General features: G+C 40.1%; 15 protein-coding genes. 11 read left to right on the top strand and 4 right to left on the bottom strand.

What is annotated here, in order from left to right; all coding sequences use genetic code 11:
- The first annotated feature begins 53 nt into the window (after positions 1–53).
- Entirely contained in the window at positions 54–1,889 is a 1,836-nt protein-coding gene (locus tag BGP78_RS04935) for a diguanylate cyclase (RefSeq protein WP_119860363.1), read from the top strand.
- 27 nt (positions 1,890–1,916) lie between these two features.
- Here the strand turns inward: BGP78_RS04935 and BGP78_RS04930 are convergent, their stop codons facing one another.
- Positions 1,917–2,987 (bottom strand): DUF3083 family protein, encoded by a 1,071-nt coding sequence (locus BGP78_RS04930; protein ID WP_119860362.1) that lies wholly within the window; start codon positions 2,985–2,987, stop codon positions 1,917–1,919.
- Between the two features lie 228 nt (positions 2,988–3,215).
- On the opposite strand from BGP78_RS04930, the gene glnS reads away from it, so the two are divergent.
- The 4 genes from glnS to BGP78_RS04910 all read left to right on the top strand — a co-directional run bounded on the left by glnS (position 3,216) and on the right by BGP78_RS04910 (position 8,018).
- Positions 3,216–4,880 (top strand): glutamine--tRNA ligase, encoded by a 1,665-nt coding sequence (gene glnS, locus BGP78_RS04925; protein ID WP_119860361.1) that lies wholly within the window; start codon positions 3,216–3,218, stop codon positions 4,878–4,880.
- A gap of 61 nt (positions 4,881–4,941) precedes the next feature.
- Positions 4,942–6,783 carry a protein kinase domain-containing protein gene (locus tag BGP78_RS04920; protein ID WP_119860360.1) on the top strand — a complete coding sequence of 614 codons (1,842 nt, stop codon included), beginning with the start codon at positions 4,942–4,944 and terminating at the stop codon, positions 6,781–6,783.
- A 309-nt stretch (positions 6,784–7,092) separates the two neighbouring features.
- Positions 7,093–7,410: a hypothetical protein gene (locus BGP78_RS04915; RefSeq protein WP_119860359.1), complete on the top strand. Its 318-nt coding sequence runs from the start codon at positions 7,093–7,095 to the stop codon at positions 7,408–7,410.
- 62 nt (positions 7,411–7,472) lie between these two features.
- A complete protein-coding gene (locus BGP78_RS04910; RefSeq protein WP_119860358.1) occupies positions 7,473–8,018 on the top strand; it encodes a hypothetical protein in 546 nt (181 codons plus the stop codon).
- 100 nt (positions 8,019–8,118) lie between these two features.
- On the opposite strand, the gene BGP78_RS04905 is transcribed toward BGP78_RS04910, so the two are convergent.
- Positions 8,119–8,565: a DUF3010 family protein gene (locus tag BGP78_RS04905; RefSeq protein ID WP_119860357.1), complete on the bottom strand. Its 447-nt coding sequence runs from the start codon at positions 8,563–8,565 to the stop codon at positions 8,119–8,121.
- A 63-nt stretch (positions 8,566–8,628) separates the two neighbouring features.
- Positions 8,629–9,633 carry an endonuclease/exonuclease/phosphatase family protein gene (locus BGP78_RS04900; protein ID WP_119860356.1) on the bottom strand — a complete coding sequence of 335 codons (1,005 nt, stop codon included), beginning with the start codon at positions 9,631–9,633 and terminating at the stop codon, positions 8,629–8,631.
- 266 nt (positions 9,634–9,899) lie between these two features.
- Here BGP78_RS04900 and thrS point away from each other — a divergent pair, with 266 nt between their 5' ends.
- From thrS to rplT, 4 genes are all read left to right on the top strand, one after another.
- The gene (gene thrS, locus BGP78_RS04895) at positions 9,900–11,810 is read left to right on the top strand and encodes a threonine--tRNA ligase (protein WP_010363890.1); all 1,911 of its coding nucleotides are present in this window, start codon (positions 9,900–9,902) and stop codon (positions 11,808–11,810) included.
- A gap of 68 nt (positions 11,811–11,878) precedes the next feature.
- Positions 11,879–12,439 carry a translation initiation factor IF-3 gene (infC, locus tag BGP78_RS04890; protein WP_084622626.1) on the top strand — a complete coding sequence of 187 codons (561 nt, stop codon included), beginning with the start codon at positions 11,879–11,881 and terminating at the stop codon, positions 12,437–12,439.
- 182 nt (positions 12,440–12,621) lie between these two features.
- Positions 12,622–12,822, top strand: coding sequence for a 50S ribosomal protein L35 (rpmI, locus tag BGP78_RS04885; RefSeq protein WP_010363888.1), 201 nt, complete (start codon positions 12,622–12,624; stop codon positions 12,820–12,822).
- Positions 12,823–12,837: 15 nt separating this feature from the next.
- Positions 12,838–13,197, top strand: coding sequence for a 50S ribosomal protein L20 (gene rplT, locus BGP78_RS04880; RefSeq protein ID WP_010363887.1), 360 nt, complete (start codon positions 12,838–12,840; stop codon positions 13,195–13,197).
- A 317-nt stretch (positions 13,198–13,514) separates the two neighbouring features.
- Here rplT and BGP78_RS04875 read toward each other — a convergent pair whose 3' ends face one another.
- Complete coding sequence (locus tag BGP78_RS04875) at positions 13,515–14,339, bottom strand: SDR family oxidoreductase (protein WP_119860355.1); 825 nt, start codon at positions 14,337–14,339, stop codon at positions 13,515–13,517.
- A gap of 150 nt (positions 14,340–14,489) precedes the next feature.
- On the opposite strand from BGP78_RS04875, the gene BGP78_RS04870 reads away from it, so the two are divergent.
- Both BGP78_RS04870 and BGP78_RS04865 read left to right on the top strand, forming a co-directional pair.
- Positions 14,490–16,274, top strand: coding sequence for a M14 family metallopeptidase (locus BGP78_RS04870; RefSeq protein ID WP_119860354.1), 1,785 nt, complete (start codon positions 14,490–14,492; stop codon positions 16,272–16,274).
- A gap of 1 nt (position 16,275) precedes the next feature.
- Positions 16,276–16,917 carry an MBL fold metallo-hydrolase gene (locus BGP78_RS04865; protein ID WP_119860353.1) on the top strand — a complete coding sequence of 214 codons (642 nt, stop codon included), beginning with the start codon at positions 16,276–16,278 and terminating at the stop codon, positions 16,915–16,917.
- The last annotated feature ends 18 nt before the right edge of the window (positions 16,918–16,935 follow it).

Genomic DNA, 16,935 nt, shown 5'->3' with positions numbered 1-16,935 from the left:
TTTTTCTTTACAAAATATTACATTGAGCTCATACAAATTGATGAGTTGGTGTAGTGGTAAGAGTAAATTTAGCAATTTTAGTTGTTTGTACTTTGATCGTGTTAAATCAGGTAGCGCATGCAAGTACCAAAGAGTATTTGTCGTTTGAACAAACGGTACTAAAATCACCCGAACAACATCTCAATTTGACTAATAAGTGGGAACATACTGGTGAGCCCGCTGATGCCGAGTTATTTTTAAGTGCACTTAAAGCCAGAGCGCTTTTTTTTGCCGGACATATAGAACGTTCTAAAAGTGAATTTTCCCGTTATGACGCTGAGCTTAAAGTTCAACAATTTACTTGGGGTGCCGGCTACTGGTATTTATATCGTAGTTTTTTTGCCATTGAACAAGGTCAACTAGATGATGCTAAGCGCTTGGTTAAGCAGGCGAGAAGGGCATTTACTCACCTGAAAGACTCATCAATGCTGGTGCGTGTTCAAGCAATGGAAGCGATTGTCGCAATTTGGCGCGAAGAATACAGTGAAGCACTTAAGTCAGTGCAGGCTGCACATGCTTATATAATGCGTAATGACATTAGCGATGTCAGTAAACTGGCTGTATTAGATGGACTAACTGCTTATTATTCAACACTAAAGTATCATAGAAAAGCCATTGAGTTTGCCACGCAGGCCAACTCTTTAGCGGTCCAATCGCAGAATATTTTGGATGGCTTACCGATAAAGTATAATTTATGTATGGCGTTACTGCGGTCTAAATTAGTAGAAAAAGCCCGAGCCTGCTATCAAGAAATGCTCTCTAGTGCTAAACAATATAAGTTACCTCGCTATCACTTTTGGGCAAATGCAGGGCTCGGTAAAGTCTCTTTATTATTAAACGAGTATGAGAACGCGGTTAGGTATTTTGAACAAGCTAAAAAGCTAGAATATATCGCTATAGTGAACCCCGCTCATCTTATTGTATTACGAAATAACTTGGCAAAGGCACTATCAGCCATGGAAAAATATCCGCAGGCCCAAACTCATTTACAAGAATCCCTGGTGATCTTAGATAACTACCAAAGTCCGTTAAACAACCGCTATATGCGAAGAACGCTTAAACTAAAAGCACAAGTACTAGAGTTACAACAAGATTATGAAAATAGTATCGACGTGTTAAAGCGCTATATTCGCCTTTTAGAAGAGAATGAATTAGCGACCAAAGAAGTATTAGAGCAGGAGGCACAAAGCTTTTTTGAAGCCGAACAGCATAAATTGAATTTGGCATTAACCGACGAAAAACTCAAAGCACAGGCTGCCAATCTAGCAGAGTTAGAAAAAGAAGAGCAGCTTAGTCGAGCTTATATATTCATTGCAATACTGAGCTGTTTAAGTATCGGACTTTTTGCTTATCTGCAGAGAAAGGCGAGTATGGTTAATCGTAATTTTGCTTATAAAGATCCGCTTACGGAATTGTTTAATCGCAGGTATTTTCAAGAACATATAGACAAGCTATCACAAAAGAAACAGTCATATACTTTGGCGATGCTCGATTTAGATTATTTCAAGCGGATCAATGATGTGTCTGGCCACGATGTGGGCGATGAAATTTTGATTCGATTCAGTCAACATTTAAAATCGCACTTTAGGGGAGATGCAGACGTCGTATGTCGTTATGGCGGCGAAGAGTTTGTCGTCGTATGTCAGTTTATGGATGTCACACAGTTAACGCAGCGTTTATCATTACTACAAACGGTGCTTAAAGAACAGTTGTCTCACGAAAGTGAGGCAGTTACATTCAGTGCGGGAGTTGCCAGTAGTGCAGAGCACCCTAAAGATAAGATAATTAAAGTGGTTGATGAACTAATGTACCGTTCAAAGCGGTTAGGAAGAGATAAAATATCTTCCTAACCGGGAGCGCTAATTACGAATTGACTATTAATACTGATAGCTAATATGCTGGAAAAAGCGAATGTTGACGTCTTGCTTCTTAGGGGAAATCGCCAAGCTATCGGCAAATGCCTTGACCATGGGTTCTACTTGGTTCATAAATTTTCCGTATCCCATATCTCTTTTGTCGGATTTACTAGCAACAACAACAAAATGTAGGGTGTCTACCAGCTTATCATCTTGCCAAATAGATTTAACCTGAGTGTCTTCAGTGTCAGTATTAAAGCTTAGCTTTTGTAGCTCACAGTTTTTGTCGGATTTATCTGTACGGCTATTTCGTATGATAGGTAATCGTCCATTTGCGACAAAAGCAACATGGGTTAATGATTTGTCAGCACAAGCAGATAAGAAAGCATCTTCTATGGTTTCGTAAAATCTAGTATTGTCATTTGGCAAAAGCAAATGCTGATAGGTGGTTTTAAGGGAGCGTGTCACGGGCAGACTAAACGTTGCATAGGTCATCTCCGAGTGTTCATCAGGTAAGGTGCAATTGCGCGCTTGATATCGTGGGTAAAGGCTACGTAATTTATAGCCATAACTTTCTTTATTCCCTTTTGATTTAGCAAATACGTCATACGTTAGATGTTGGTGGTCCCTGACTTTAAATTTTATTGGGTGAGCTGACAGTGTTTGTTGCAGTGCATCAAGCGTTTTTTTAACTTTATTGTGAAAGTTGGCCGCGTTAGAGCGTATATCATCACCAGTTGCTAAAAAGAGTAAGCGTATTTTTTTGGCTTGGGTATTTTCATGCCAATATGTTTTATGCGCTTCATGATATTGTGGGTTATAAAAAAACAAAATTTGCTTTTCAGTCTGCAAACAGTGTGACTCTTCATGAAAGCGTACAACAGGTAGTTTGTCATTAGCGATTAAATGCACATTGTGTAGGGCATATTCATCGCATAGTGCAAATAGTTGTCTAGCGAGTCGTTCGTAACAGCTTTGGGCATTATCAAAGCATGCGTAAAACTCAGTTTCGGGTTTAAATTCAGCGAGAATATATTGATTATTGCGAGCAGTGGCAGGAATATAAACGCGATTTAAGCTCATTGACGCCATGATGAATATCCTTAAGTTACATCTTATGTTGAGCGCACTATAGATGCTATTTATGACTTTTTTATTGCGCTAGAACAAAATTTGTCATGTATTTTTATAACTTCATTGATATTGATAGCCCTTGGACCAATATTCTTTAAACTAAGCAAAGGATTTGCTGTAAGTTATCTTTGCTTTTTGTAATAATGCGCTGATAAAGAGTGCTAAATTTTTGAGGAATGCATACCTATGGCGGAAACAGAGAATCGCCCATCAAATTTTATACGAAACATTATTGATTCTGATTTATCGAGTGGTAAGCATCAGCAAACGCACACGCGCTTTCCACCTGAGCCGAATGGTTTTTTACATATCGGACATGCAAAATCGATCTGCTTAAACTTTGGTATAGCACAAGACTATAAAGGTTTATGTAATTTACGTTTTGATGATACAAATCCAGAAAAAGAAGACATCAATTACGTAAAGTCAATTCAAGAAGATGTGTCTTGGCTCGGTTTTAAGTGGGATAACGACATATGTTACTCATCAAATTACTTTGACCAATTACACGGTTATGCGGTTGAATTGATTGAGAAAGGATTAGCCTATGTATGCTTTTTATCTCCGGATCAAGCAAGAGAATATCGTGGTACTTTAACCGAAGCAGGTAAGAATAGCCCTCACCGTGATACAAGTGTTGAAGAGAACCTAGCATTGTTTGAAAAAATGCGTAACGGTGAATTCAAAGAGGGCGAATGTGTCCTACGCGCGAAGATCGATATGGCAAGTTCGTTTATGGTATTACGAGACCCTATCATTTATCGTATTCGTTTTGTACACCACCACCAAACTGCTGATAAGTGGTGTATCTACCCAATGTACGACTTCACGCATTGTATTTCTGATGCGCTTGAAGGGATCACTCACTCGCTTTGTACGCTTGAATTCCAAGACAACCGTCGTTTATATGACTGGGTATTAGATAATATCAGCCTTGAGTGCCACCCTCAGCAAATTGAGTTCTCTCGACTCAATCTAGAATACACGATTATGTCTAAGCGTAAGCTTAATGACTTAGTGGTAAATAATCATGTTGAAGGGTGGGATGACCCACGTATGCCGACCATTGCAGGTTTAAGACGTCGTGGTTACACACCGGGATCAGTTGTTGAGTTTTGTAAGCGTATTGGCGTTACAAAACAAGACAATATGATCGAAATGGGTATGTTAGAGGCATGTATTCGTGATGACTTGAACGAAAATGCGCCACGAGCAATGGCTGTATTAGACCCTATAAAGGTGGTGATAGAAAACTATGATGCTGACAAAGTAGAGCAATTAGTTGCGCCTAACCATCCATCTATAGAAGAAATGGGCACACGTGAAGTACCGTTTACTCGTGAGCTGTACATTGAACGCGAAGATTTCAGAATTGAAGCGAATAAAAAGTTCAAGCGACTAGTGCTTGATAAAGAAGTGCGCTTAAGAAATGCGTATGTTATTAAAGCAGAGCGTATTGAAGAAGATGACAATGGTAATATTACGACTATCTTCTGTTCTTACGACCCTGAAACGCTGGGTAAAAACCCAACTGACGGACGCAAGGTTAAAGGGGTTATCCATTGGGTGTCGGCATCTGAATGTATTGATGCTGAAGTACGTCAGTACGATCGCTTGTTTAATGTACCAAACCCTGCGGCTGCTGAAGCGTTTTCAGAGGTATTGAATCCAGACTCTTTAACCGTTATTACTCACGCTAAACTTGAGCCTTCACTTGCTAATGCAGTTGCAGAGCAAGGCTTCCAGTTTGAGCGAATGGGCTATTACTGTCGAGATAACAAATCTGATACATTGGTGTTTAACCAAACTGTTGGGTTACGAGATTCTTGGGCTAAAATAGAAAACGCTTAATAGCACATTGTTTTATTAAGGCCGAGTTATTCGGCCTTTTTTATGTCTGAAATAGTCACTTATGAAAATACCGAACAACGCGAAAGCCAATTTAAAATCAATTCATAATTTCTATATTAATGAACAGCAATCGATTTACTTGTTGTCACATCATGATGCGAAAAAACATAGGCAATGGCTCAATATATGTAAAAAACAATTGGGTGTTTTAGGCTATCAAAACGTTGAGCTAATAGGGTCTGGCGCGTTTGGTTTTGTATTCGGTGGGGTAAGTGCTGATGAGCAGCAGTGGGTATTTAAGTTTTCAAGGATCACCTTAGCGCAAAGTGTAAGAGATCGACTCGAAGACGAAGCCTATATGTTGTCTCAAATTGATAATACCATGGTGCCCAAGTTTTTAGCGTTTGAACGCGTTAAAAAACAAGGGATCTTGATGATGGCTCGAGCGAAGGGGGAGGATCTTGAAAAAGTATCGTTAAAGCGAGGCTGCTTTGAACCAAAAGAGCTGGTGGAGCTGGCGCTATTGCTAAGAAATGTTCTACTTGACTTAAGAGCGCATCGTAATGGCGTACTACCACAACCGATAGTACACGGCGATATTAAGCCTTCGAATATTGTTTGGGACGAAGCATCGAAGAGTTTTTCTTTGGTGGACTGGGGAAGCTCTGTCTATGCTCAAGTAGACACCAATGGTGAGCCTATTGCCAGCAATATTATGGATCTGATGTCGTCAGATGTTGCCAGTACCAACGCAAGAATGGGCGATGTATACTTTATTGGTGATGAGCAAATGAGTGGTGCTCAGTCATCCCCTCGTTTTGATGAGCAAGGTGTTGCATCTACCATTTATGCATTGGCAAGTGCACAGTCTTGCCGTTTTGGTGAACAAGTGATCCCTGCTAAGAGTTTGGGGTTACCTCAGGAGTTTGCTGCTGTCATTGACGCTATGCTGAGCAAGAATAAGCAAGAGCGCGATCGAGCCGGAGACTACTTTATGCAACATATGCCGAAAATAGCCAAATCGTACCTCCCTGTGTTACGTCTTAAAAGCCCCAAATCCAATATTCCGTTTTGGATCACCAACACAGATGACTTACCAGATACGGTGGTTTATAGCTCACGTAAAGAGTTTTTACGCAGAGCTGACCATAATCATCAATTACATGATATTAATGACGCGCAACTAGACCGTTATTACAAAGAGTTTTTATTTGATACTGGTGATACAGAAAAGGCATTTTTGGCGTCAATTAGCAGGCTGGCGAAATACCCTGTAGTGGGTGGGTTGAGTTTTCATTGGAAAGAAAACTCTTTGTATGTTGAGTCGAGCTTAATACTACATGATGAAACGCTGAATAAAGCGTTGATAGATTCAGTTAATGCCACAGTGATGCTCGCACAGGGGATCACCCAAAAAGGGTTATTTAAATGTTGCTTATTTGACGCCCGGCAAACAATTCAACTTGAGCGAGACGCAACAGGGGCGTTTATATTCGATAAGTTGCCAAAGCTACACTATTCGGTCGTAGATGTTGCTAATAATGAGGTGACGCGGCCACATAGCTATTTTGAAGACGGTAAAGATCCTGACGAACAACTGCAATTGCCCAAAAATATTATTCAATGTGTCTTTGAATTAAATCAAATTCACCATACGGGCTGCATTATATTTGAGTCATTACCAAACCGTCTTAAAATTCACCATTACTATCGATTGTTAGATGCTGAGAAAGAAACACAATTCGAACTTTTATTAGCACGGATCATGCAATACGCGATGAGTATTGATGATGTTGGGGTCGCTGGGTTTATGAAACTGCCTTACAAGAATACCCGTGAATTTGATTTATGTGCTGAGCAGTCAGTTAACTATTACCCGAAAAACCCGAAACAATTTGCATAAATAGTTGCGATGCATATTGCTAATGGAAGTCGCCTGTATTTTTTACCTCAATAGGATCAGGCGGTTAAATTTATTACAAATAGGCACGGTGTTTGAATATAACTAACTAGCACATTCACTTCTCCAAGTTTTGTAGCTAGTAGTTAGGCGCTTCTTTTTAGAAGCGCTTTTTTTTAGCTAAACTATTCATAGTATGACTTGGCTTGTTTAGTGGCTAAAGTGACTTTAATGAAATAAATTGCATTGAAATTCGTGATTATTTATTACAAAGTATCAGCCTAACTTATAAACTATGTTATCGAGCAAGCTATGGACAAGCAACAGCGACAAGAGATACTCACACTGAGCTGGAGTATGCACGATCAAGTTGAACAAGCTGTATTACGCCATCCTGCGGCGGCAAATGATGCGACTTTCCCAGAGAAGCAACGATTATTACTCGCCGATATGGCGTTACATTTGCTGCAAACAGCCCTAAAGCCAGGGCAATTAGAAGATGATAGATTGATCAATAATCTCAATGGTATTTTGTCATTAAGTGATGACTTTATACCCCATACTGATTTAAGAGCTGTTGCTGATACCTTATTTTTTGCTCAGCAAAACAAGCTTAATGAGTCGCAATAATTATAAGTAAAATAAGCTGATTATAAACAAAGCATTACATAAATACCAAGGAGGGTAGTTAGATGAAAATTCCCAGTCAATTACGAGAAGTGCTTGGCACTCATCAGTCTGGTTTTGCTTTGAGTTCAATAGGGCTAATGACCTTGTTTGGGTGTTATGTTGTCTATGTGCTTTTTGTTCGACAACAGACATTACCAGATGTTGCGTGGTGGCAGTGGATCATAGGTGATTTGTTAATAGTTGATGTGATAGCTGGGTGTGTGGCTAATTTTACCAAAGGCACAAATGACTATTATAAGCAGAGAAGCCAATCTCGTTGGGTGTTTATTGCCATTCATTTTCATATTATTGTGATAGCTTGGTCGTACAATATTGCTCTGAATGAAAGCGTTATTATATGGGGGTATACGATAATTACAGCAGCAATTTTGAATGCATTATATGGGCGAAAAGCCCAGGCTGTGATAGCGATTGCTTTTGTTGTATTGGGTTTTATGGTTATCGCATCATTGTCATCTCCGTTGTGGTTTCAGTGCATAGCGGGCTTATTTTTAGTCAAAGTATGTTATGCGTTTTCCGTTGACCATTACGCAAATGATACACCCTAAGAGTTTGAACGTTCTTCAGGCAAAAAAAATCCGACTTAATGTCGGATTTTTTGTGCCAAGAAGCGGTTATGTTAAAACGGTAACCTCTTTTAATTAAGGGTTACTCTTCTGGGCGGTATGTTTTCTTTTGTATAAATACGTAGGCATTAATAAATGCATTTTCTTGAAACTTTTTTAGTCCCGTGTCAGCGAAGTCAATCGGTAGTGGATTGCGTTTCAATTGTTCTTTAACTTCAGTCGTCGACAGCAAACGCACATCTAAGTCTTTAATTAGCTGAATGGCGGCTTCCATTTTAAATCCGGTTGCACTACCTGCAAATTTACCTTTTGGCATACGTTGGCGAATTGCTACTGAATCAACTTGATAATCTTGCATTAATTTTGCGAAATCAAATTGGAATTTTTGCATGTCTTCAGTGTCTAGGCCGACATTACCCAGTGTGAAGCGAGTTTGGCGAATATCACGAATATCAAATACGTCGTTTTCTTTAGTTAGCAAGCACAGTAGCACCTCGCTACCCGCTATTTCAACGCCACATGTTCTCATTTGTCTTTCCAGTTTATATAAAATCTCGGGCGATTATAGCAATCACTGAACTAAATCAAAAGATTATAGCGAGACCTTTATTGCAATCGCACTGTGATCTGAATATCGGATATCTTCTTCGGTTCTTTTTGCATCGAGGTGGCCGTCATAGTTATGGTATGTCAGTGCTTTTACTGTGGGCTTAATTTGATTTGGATTAAACTTTTTGGAAGCGAGGATATAATCGAGTACGTTGCCCTTTCCTTTGTAAAAATGCGTAGGTGGTTTTTCGGCTAATGAGACGGTGTTATCGGCAAATAGATAGCTGTCAAATAAGCCTACGCTATCAAAAGGGGGGTTACTACTTACTTGAGGTGGAAAGGTTTGCGTCATGAATGACAGTGCGGGGCTATGTAATTGGTCGTTGAAATCGCCCATAACCAAGGTGGCGCAGTTTTGTTCTCTTTGGGTTTTTAAAGCGTCATAATAAATAATTGAGGCTTCTAATGAGCGGGATATTTGAGATTGCATTGTGCCTACGGTTTCATGCAATAAGGTTAGTAGCGGATCATCTTGCTCTGAACTGCCCAGCATATGCGCCATCGATAATACTCGTTGAGATTTAAAGTGCACGGCATAGCAGACAATTGGCCCGAGACCCTCTAACTCTATTTTACATTTGATTGGTGTCCGGTTAAATCTAAACTGCTGCTGGTTATTAAGGTATTCAAGTAACTCGGGGCAGGGTTCTAATGCCTCAACGCTAGTCAAAGGGTGCGTTGAGGCGACGGCAACGACGGGGTTAAATAACACCGTTGGGTACATACTGTCTGGCTGAGGCATATCCACCACTGCAAAGTGTATCAACCCCAAATCTTTACACAAAGCTTCAAGTACTTCCACACTGAAAACTTCTTGAAACACAATCACTGTAGGATTGATATGTTCGATGAGCCCTGTGATGAATTGGGTTTTAGATTGCCACTGTGTATCATTATACGTTTCATGAGGTTGATAAAACGAAAATGGCGGTGCCGTAAAATTAAGCAAATTTAGTGAGGCGAAGCAATATTGCTGAGAATGGGCCATGGAATACCTTAATTGTTTACTACTTATACTCAATTTGAGCAGTAAATTTGCATTTAATGAATCAATTTTAGTCTTTCTCTTGAATTTCGTCACGGGCACAGTCAAAATACTTGCTGGTTTGAAAGACCTCAAACACAATACAGGTAAATTACTTGTGTAACCCAATGCTTATTCGTAAAAGCGTTGTTAGGCACATTCAATTATTATTATTAATTTTTTATACATGTGATGCATTGTAGGTGTCACCACTGTAAATAGGACATATCATGCCAATTATTACGCTTCCTGACGGCAGTCAGCGTACTTTTGAAAATCCAGTTTCTACTTTAGATGTTGCTCAAGATATCGGCCCAGGTTTGGCTAAAGCCACCATTGCTGGTCGAGTTAATGGCACACGCGTTGATGCATGCGACATTATAAGTGAAGATGCAAGCTTAGAGATTATTACAGCCAAAGATGATGATGGATTAGAGATCATTCGTCACTCGTGTGCTCATTTAATCGGTCATGCCATTAAACAGCTATTCCCAGATGTAAAAATGGCAATTGGTCCAACGATAGACAATGGTTTTTACTATGACGTTGACCTAGAGCACTCTCTAACGCAAGAAGACTTGGACGCAATAGAAAAGCGTATGTTAGCGCTTGCAAAAACGAATTACGATGTTGTTAAGAAAACCGTTTCTTGGCAAGAAGCGCGTGATGCGTTTGAAGCGCGTGGTGAAAGTTATAAGATTGAGATCTTAGACGAAAACATCGACAAAGATGATAAGCCAGGACTATATCACCATGATGAATATGTGGATATGTGTCGTGGTCCTCACGTGCCGAATATGAAATTCTGCCAACACTTCAAAATAATGAAAGTTGCAGGGGCTTATTGGCGTGGTAACTCAGAAAATAAAATGCTGCAACGTATTTATGGCACTGCTTGGGCAGATAAAAAGCAACTTAAAGCGTATTTAAAACGTTTAGAGGAAGCCGAAAAGCGTGATCACCGTAAAATTGGTAAAGCACTTGATTTATGGCATTGGCAAGAAGAAGCGCCAGGCATGGTGTTTTGGCACAATGATGGTTGGAGCATCTACCGTGAGCTAGAAGAGTTTGTTCGTGAAAAACTGCGCGAATATAGCTACGAAGAAGTAAAAGGTCCGATGATGATGGACCGTGGTTTATGGGAAAAGTCAGGCCATTGGGATAAATATTCTGATGCTATGTTCACAACTGAGTCAGAAAAACGTGAATATGCTATTAAGCCGATGAACTGTCCAGGCCATGTACAAATATTTAACCAAGGCTTAAAGTCGTACCGTGATTTACCATTACGTATGGCGGAGTTTGGTTGTTGTCACCGAAATGAGCCATCAGGTGCATTACACGGTTTAATGCGTGTACGTGGCTTCACGCAAGATGACGCACATGTGTTCTGTACAGAAGATCAGGTAATGGACGAAGTTTCACAGTGTATCAAGATGGTTTACGATACGTATGAAACATTCGGTTTTGAAAAAATTGTTGTTAAGCTGTCGACACGCCCTGAAAAGCGTATTGGTGAAGACGATATTTGGGATAAAGCAGAGCAAGCTTTGGCTGAAGCACTGAAAGTCAATAATATTGAGTTTGAATACTTGCCTGGTGAAGGAGCGTTCTACGGACCAAAAATTGAATTCACTTTGTATGATTGCTTAGAGCGTGCATGGCAGTGTGGTACGGTACAGCTCGACTTTGCATTACCAGGTCGCTTGGGTGCAACATATGTCGCTGAAAATAATGAACGTAAAACACCTGTCATGATCCACCGTGCTATTTTGGGGTCTATTGAGCGCTTTATTGGTATTTTGACAGAAGAGTATGCGGGTTTATTCCCAACTTGGTTAGCACCAAAGCAAGTGGTAATTATGAACATTACCGATAAACAAGCTGATTATGTGCACGAAACTGTACAAAAATTAAATAAACTTGGAATTAGAGCCTGTGCCGACTTGAGAAATGAGAAAATAGGCTTTAAAATTCGGGAGCATACTTTAAAACGTATACCATATCTGCTTGTTGTTGGAGATAAAGAAGTAGAACAGCAAGAAGTAGCAGTGAGAACACGCAAGGGTGAAGACCTAGGCAAATTCTCGGTTGATGATTTTATCGCGCATATTAGCGCAGAAATTAAAGACCGTAAGTAAAAATTGTAAGTACTAAAACCTGTGTGCGGTAGTTAGATTCAAACTGCACACAATATATTTTGATATTCTTGGAGGAACGTACCATTAGAGGCGGAAAAAAAGGGCAAACTACAGCTCAAAAAAATCGTATCAATGAAGAAATAACAGCGAAAGAAGTTCGATTATCTGGTGTAGAAGGCCAAGAACCGAAAATCATGTCGTTAAGAGAAGCTCAGGCGATTGCTGATGAATTAGGTGTGGATTTAGTTGAAATAAGTCCAAATGCTGAACCCCCTGTCTGTAAAGTGATGGATTACGGTAAGTTCATTTTTGAAAAAGCAAAATTACAAAAAGAACAGAAGAAAAAGCAGAAGCAGATCCAAATCAAAGAGATCAAGTTCCGTCCAGGTACTGATGAAGGTGATTACCAAGTTAAGCTACGTAACCTAAGAAAATTCTTAGAAGCGGGCGACAAAGCTAAAATCACTATTCGCTTCCGTGGCCGTGAAATGGCACACCAAGAAATCGGCATCGACTTATTGAACCGTGTTAAAGGCGATTTAGAAGATTTAGCAATTGTTGAGTCTTTCCCAAATCGTGTTGAAGGTCGTCAAATGATAATGATGATGGCCCCTATTGCTAAAAAGTAATAGATACGGTAAAATGCGCGCGAATTTAATACAGGTTTAAAGTGCCTCTGGCCACCTGTATTGACCGGTCTTAAAGAAAGGGGTGACCCTTCACCGGAATATGGTTGTAAGTTAGGCCTTCCAAGTGATGGCAACATCCGCCTACTTACATTTGTTTAAGCAATACTATTGGAGTTATTGCAATGGCTTATAAGCTAAAATCACACAGAGGCGCTGCGAAGCGTTTCAAGAAAACTGCTTCAGGCGGTTTTAAGCGCAAGCAATCGCATCTTCGTCACATTCTGACTAAGAAATCATCTAAGCGTAAGCTACACCTACGTGCTAAGTCTATGGTTCATAAAAATGACCTTGGTCTTATCAACCGTATGTTACCATTCGCTTAATAGAGGATATCAGAAATGGCAAGAGTTAAACGCGGCGTTGTCGCACGTGCACGTCACAAGAAAGTATTAAAACAAGCTAAAGGTTACTATGGAGCACGTTCACGTGTTTACCGCGTAGCGTTCCAAGCAATCACTAAAGCTGGTCAATATGCATACCGTGACCGTAGAGCTAAGAAACGTACATTCCGTCAACTATGGATTGCACGTATCAACGCAGCTTCACGTCAAAATGGCCTATCTTACAGCCGTTTCATCAATGGCCTTAAAAAGTCATCGATTGAAATCGATCGTAAGATCCTAGCTGATATCGCAGTATACGATCAAGTAGCTTTCGCAGCACTAGTTGCAAAAGCAAAAGAAAGTCTTACTGCTTAATAAGTTTATACTTATTATGCGAAAAAGGAGCCATGAGCTCCTTTTTTTGATCTTGCTTATATCTTATAAATCATACTTGAAGATAAAACCCATCCTCTGACACAAATTAGCCTGTATTTAGAACACCCACTCAGCAAGATTATTGCCCATTGCTGCGTGTATATCTCAATTTGAAATAGACTTGGTGTTCAGTAATGAACATTTTTACATGCTGTTTAAGTGCCTCGGTTAAATCGTGTATTTAGCCAGCTTCATCAAGCGTTAAAAGTCCCGGTAATTTAATAGGATAATAGCCTAAACTTGTAACTCGTAATTCGTTATTTGTTGTTAAGTAGAACTTTATCTAACATGCGTGTACTCAGTAACCTTTTTAGGTAACCCATTAAGTACGTTGGGAAGGTTACGTAATATCTGGGCTTTGCTGTTTTTGCGTTAAGTGCATGCAGTAATTTTTTATACACAGCATCAGGGCCTAGCGTAAAAGCTTGTGGTGCAGAGTCAGATTCAAGGCGATTTAGTTGCTTTTGGTAATTTTCAGTATGTGCGCTGTCTTTAACATTAATATTTTTCATAAAGGCGTGTAGCGCGTTTTCTCTAAACTTGGACAATATCGGGCCTGGCTCAATTAAGCTTACTTGGATATTCGTGTTAGAAAGCTCCATTCTCATCGTGTCTGCTAGCCCTTCTAAGGCAAATTTACTGGCATTGTAAGCCCCTCGATAAGGCAATGCGACCAATCCTAATACTGAAGAGTTATGAATAATACGGCCAGTGCCTCGAGTACGCATATGTTTTACAGCCAAGTTTGTCAGGGTATGCCAAGAAAAGACATTGACTTCAAATTGAGCACGTAATGCGTCGGTTGGTAAGTCTTCCACAGCACCTGGCTGTCCATAGGCACCATTGTTAAATAAGGCGTCTAGTTGGCCATCACACAATTCAAGAGCAAGGTTAAAGCCTTCATGAATACTCTTGTTACATGCTAAGTCTAGCTGTATGCATGTAAGCCCTTCCTTAGTCAGTGCGTCTACATCAGATTGTTGTTTGCATGACGCGATGACTCGATAGCCCTCTTTGTGTAGATTAGTTGCGCAATAGTAGCCGATCCCGGTTGAACACCCTGTAATTAAAATCGTTTTCATAATATTGTCTTTGTATTAGCTAAAAGTCCGTAAATATGTGAGCAACATGTTATTAGCTGCATATTTTTGTTGAATCACCGCACATTGTAAGCTGTTAAATAAAATATTGATATAATTGTGCTATTCCGGCAAAGAACTAGAGAATGCAGCATGATTGCCAGTATTATTATGTTATCAGCAACAATTAGTATGGACGCTTACTTACCGCCACAGATGGCGTGGGAAGGTAAAAGCTTGCAGTTAATGCAGGAAAATGGGCCTTTAACCACTGATTTTGAGTTAAGTGGTGGATTAGCTTCACCTGATTATAGTCAGACTATGGCATTTGTTGAGCGATTAGTGGCTGCAAATCCAACTCAATTTAAAGCGGTAGATATTGGTAAAAGCAATGCAGGTCGAACAATTAAAATGCTCGTTGCGTCTGAGCAGGGCAAGTTTAGTCAAGGTGATATTACCAATAGTGCTAAGCCGACGTTGTTGATCCAATCAGGTATTCATGCTGGTGAAATTGATGGTAAAGATGCAGGCTTTATGTTGCTGCGAGATATCGCTACGGGCAAACGTTTAGACATATTGTCGAGGGTTAACATTTTATTTGTGCCAATTTTGAATGTTGACGGGCACGAGAGGCGAAGTGAATTTAATCGTATTAATCAGCGAGGTCCAATTGAAATGGGCTTTCGTACCAACGCAAATAATTTAAATTTGAACCGCGACTATACAAAACTAGATACCCCGGAAGTTCGCGCTATTTTGGCTGTTATCAAGGATTATAAGCCAGACCTTTATGTTGACGTCCATGTCACTGATGGTGCTGACTATCAATACGACGTGACTTACGGCTATAACCCGCAATTTGCCAGTGAGTCACCTGCCATTGCAAAAGTGCTAGATGAGCATTTTAAACCACATATAGACGACACATTAATGAAAAAAGGCCATATTGCCGGCCCACTTGTGTTTGTAATGAATAAGCGTGATTTCAAACAAGGGCTTGCGGGTTGGGTTGCTACGCCGAGGTTTTCAAATGGCTGGGGTGATCTCGCAAGCGTGCCTACCATTTTAGTTGAAAACCACTCATTAAAGCCTTACAAACAGCGAGTGTTAGGCACATATGTCTTTTTAGATGGTGCAGTATCGGCTTTGGCTAAGGATCATACTTTATTGAAAGAGGCTGTTAGTCAAGAATTTGCTAATAAACCGACAGAATTAGTGGTGCAACGTCGTTATGCCAAACAACCGGATCATATTCAGTTTAAAGGGATCACATACAAGAACTTTGACAGTGCCATATCCGGTCAAATGGAAGCCAAATATTTGGGGAAACCTGAGTTCTATGACAAGCTGCCTATTTATTGGCAAAAAGATGTGGCTAAAACTGTGACGGTGCCAAAAGCATTTTATATACCGCCAGCTTATCCGCATATTGTGGAAAAATTAAAATTACATGGACTATTAGTAGAAAAAGTTACTTCAAATGATGAGATAGTAGTATTGCAGCAAGCAGTGATCACTAAGCATAGTTTTGCAAGTTCTCCCTTTGAAGGGCGGTTTAGGGTTAGCGCCGAGGTGGCCTTCGATGAACTACCTGCGAGCTCGTTCACTGATTGGTATTACGTTTCAACGAACCAAGACAAGTCAGAATTGGTCACGCATCTGTTGCACCCAGAAGCACCAGACTCATTTTTTCAATGGGGCGAATTCAATACGATTTTTCAACGTACAGAGTATGTTGAAAATTATGCATTGGAACCCTATGCCCGTTCTATGTTAAAAAATAACCCTGCGATGGCGTTAGAGTTCGATAAAAAAATACGAGAAGACAGCGAGTTCGCAAAAAATGCTAAAGCGCGTTTAGACTGGCTCTATAAGAAAACTCCTTTTTATGATCAGGCTTATTTAAAGTACCCTGTATTATTTGAATTTGGAGAGTAGGGTGCAAGTATTAACAATTCCGGTAACCCCGTTTATGCAAAACGCTCGCTTCATTACCTGTGAAGTCACGGGAAAAAGTGCGGTTATCGACCCTGGTGGCGATCCTGATAAATTATTGTCTGTGATTGCAGAGCATAGTTTAAAGGTAGACGCTATCTTATTAACGCATGGGCATCTCGATCACGTTGGCGCGGCTGATATATTGCGAGACAAACTTAATGTTAAGATTATTGGTCCGCATAAAGATGAGCTTTTTTGGTTCGATGCACTACCAATGCAAGCTCAAATGTTTGGCTTTGCGCCCAAAGAGACTTTTTTACCCGATAATTGGTTAGAGTCAGGTGACACAGTACAGGTGGGTGAAATATGCTTAGAGGTGCTTTTTTGCCCTGGACATACACCTGGGCATATTGTGTTTTATGAACAAAGTGCTAAAACCGTGATCGTGGGGGATGTGTTATTTAAGGGTGGGATAGGGCGCACAGACTTTCCTAAAGGAAACTCAGCGCAATTAAAAGAATCAATAAAAGACAATCTATTCTCTCTTCCAGAGGAAACATTGGTACTGTCTGGGCATGGGGAGAATACCTCGATTGGTCATGAAAAACGTACGAATCCATTTATGAGCGGACAGTACGGCTAAGGAAAGTACAGACAGAAA

This window comes from Pseudoalteromonas sp. MSK9-3, from assembly GCF_003590335.1.
In the GTDB taxonomy this organism is placed as follows: Bacteria; Pseudomonadota; Gammaproteobacteria; order Enterobacterales; family Alteromonadaceae; genus Pseudoalteromonas.
This window is presented reverse-complemented; position numbering and strand designations above follow the sequence as displayed.

Excerpts from the sequence above, each read along its gene's own strand:
- rplT (WP_010363887.1), top strand. The coding sequence starts at position 12,838 with ATGGCAAGAGTTAAACGCGGCGTTGTCGCACGTGCACGTCACAAGAAA.
- BGP78_RS04910 (WP_119860358.1), top strand. The coding sequence starts at position 7,473 with ATGAAAATTCCCAGTCAATTACGAGAAGTGCTTGGCACTCATCAGTCT.
- thrS (WP_010363890.1), top strand. The coding sequence starts at position 9,900 with ATGCCAATTATTACGCTTCCTGACGGCAGTCAGCGTACTTTTGAAAAT.
- BGP78_RS04900 (WP_119860356.1), bottom strand. The coding sequence starts at position 9,633 with ATGGCCCATTCTCAGCAATATTGCTTCGCCTCACTAAATTTGCTTAAT.
- rpmI (WP_010363888.1), top strand. The coding sequence starts at position 12,622 with ATGGCTTATAAGCTAAAATCACACAGAGGCGCTGCGAAGCGTTTCAAG.
- glnS (WP_119860361.1), top strand. The coding sequence starts at position 3,216 with ATGGCGGAAACAGAGAATCGCCCATCAAATTTTATACGAAACATTATT.
- BGP78_RS04915 (WP_119860359.1), top strand. The coding sequence starts at position 7,093 with ATGGACAAGCAACAGCGACAAGAGATACTCACACTGAGCTGGAGTATG.
- BGP78_RS04875 (WP_119860355.1), bottom strand. The coding sequence starts at position 14,339 with ATGAAAACGATTTTAATTACAGGGTGTTCAACCGGGATCGGCTACTAT.
- BGP78_RS04930 (WP_119860362.1), bottom strand. The coding sequence starts at position 2,987 with ATGGCGTCAATGAGCTTAAATCGCGTTTATATTCCTGCCACTGCTCGC.
- BGP78_RS04870 (WP_119860354.1), top strand. The coding sequence starts at position 14,490 with ATGATTGCCAGTATTATTATGTTATCAGCAACAATTAGTATGGACGCT.
- BGP78_RS04920 (WP_119860360.1), top strand. The coding sequence starts at position 4,942 with ATGAAAATACCGAACAACGCGAAAGCCAATTTAAAATCAATTCATAAT.
- BGP78_RS04905 (WP_119860357.1), bottom strand. The coding sequence starts at position 8,565 with ATGAGAACATGTGGCGTTGAAATAGCGGGTAGCGAGGTGCTACTGTGC.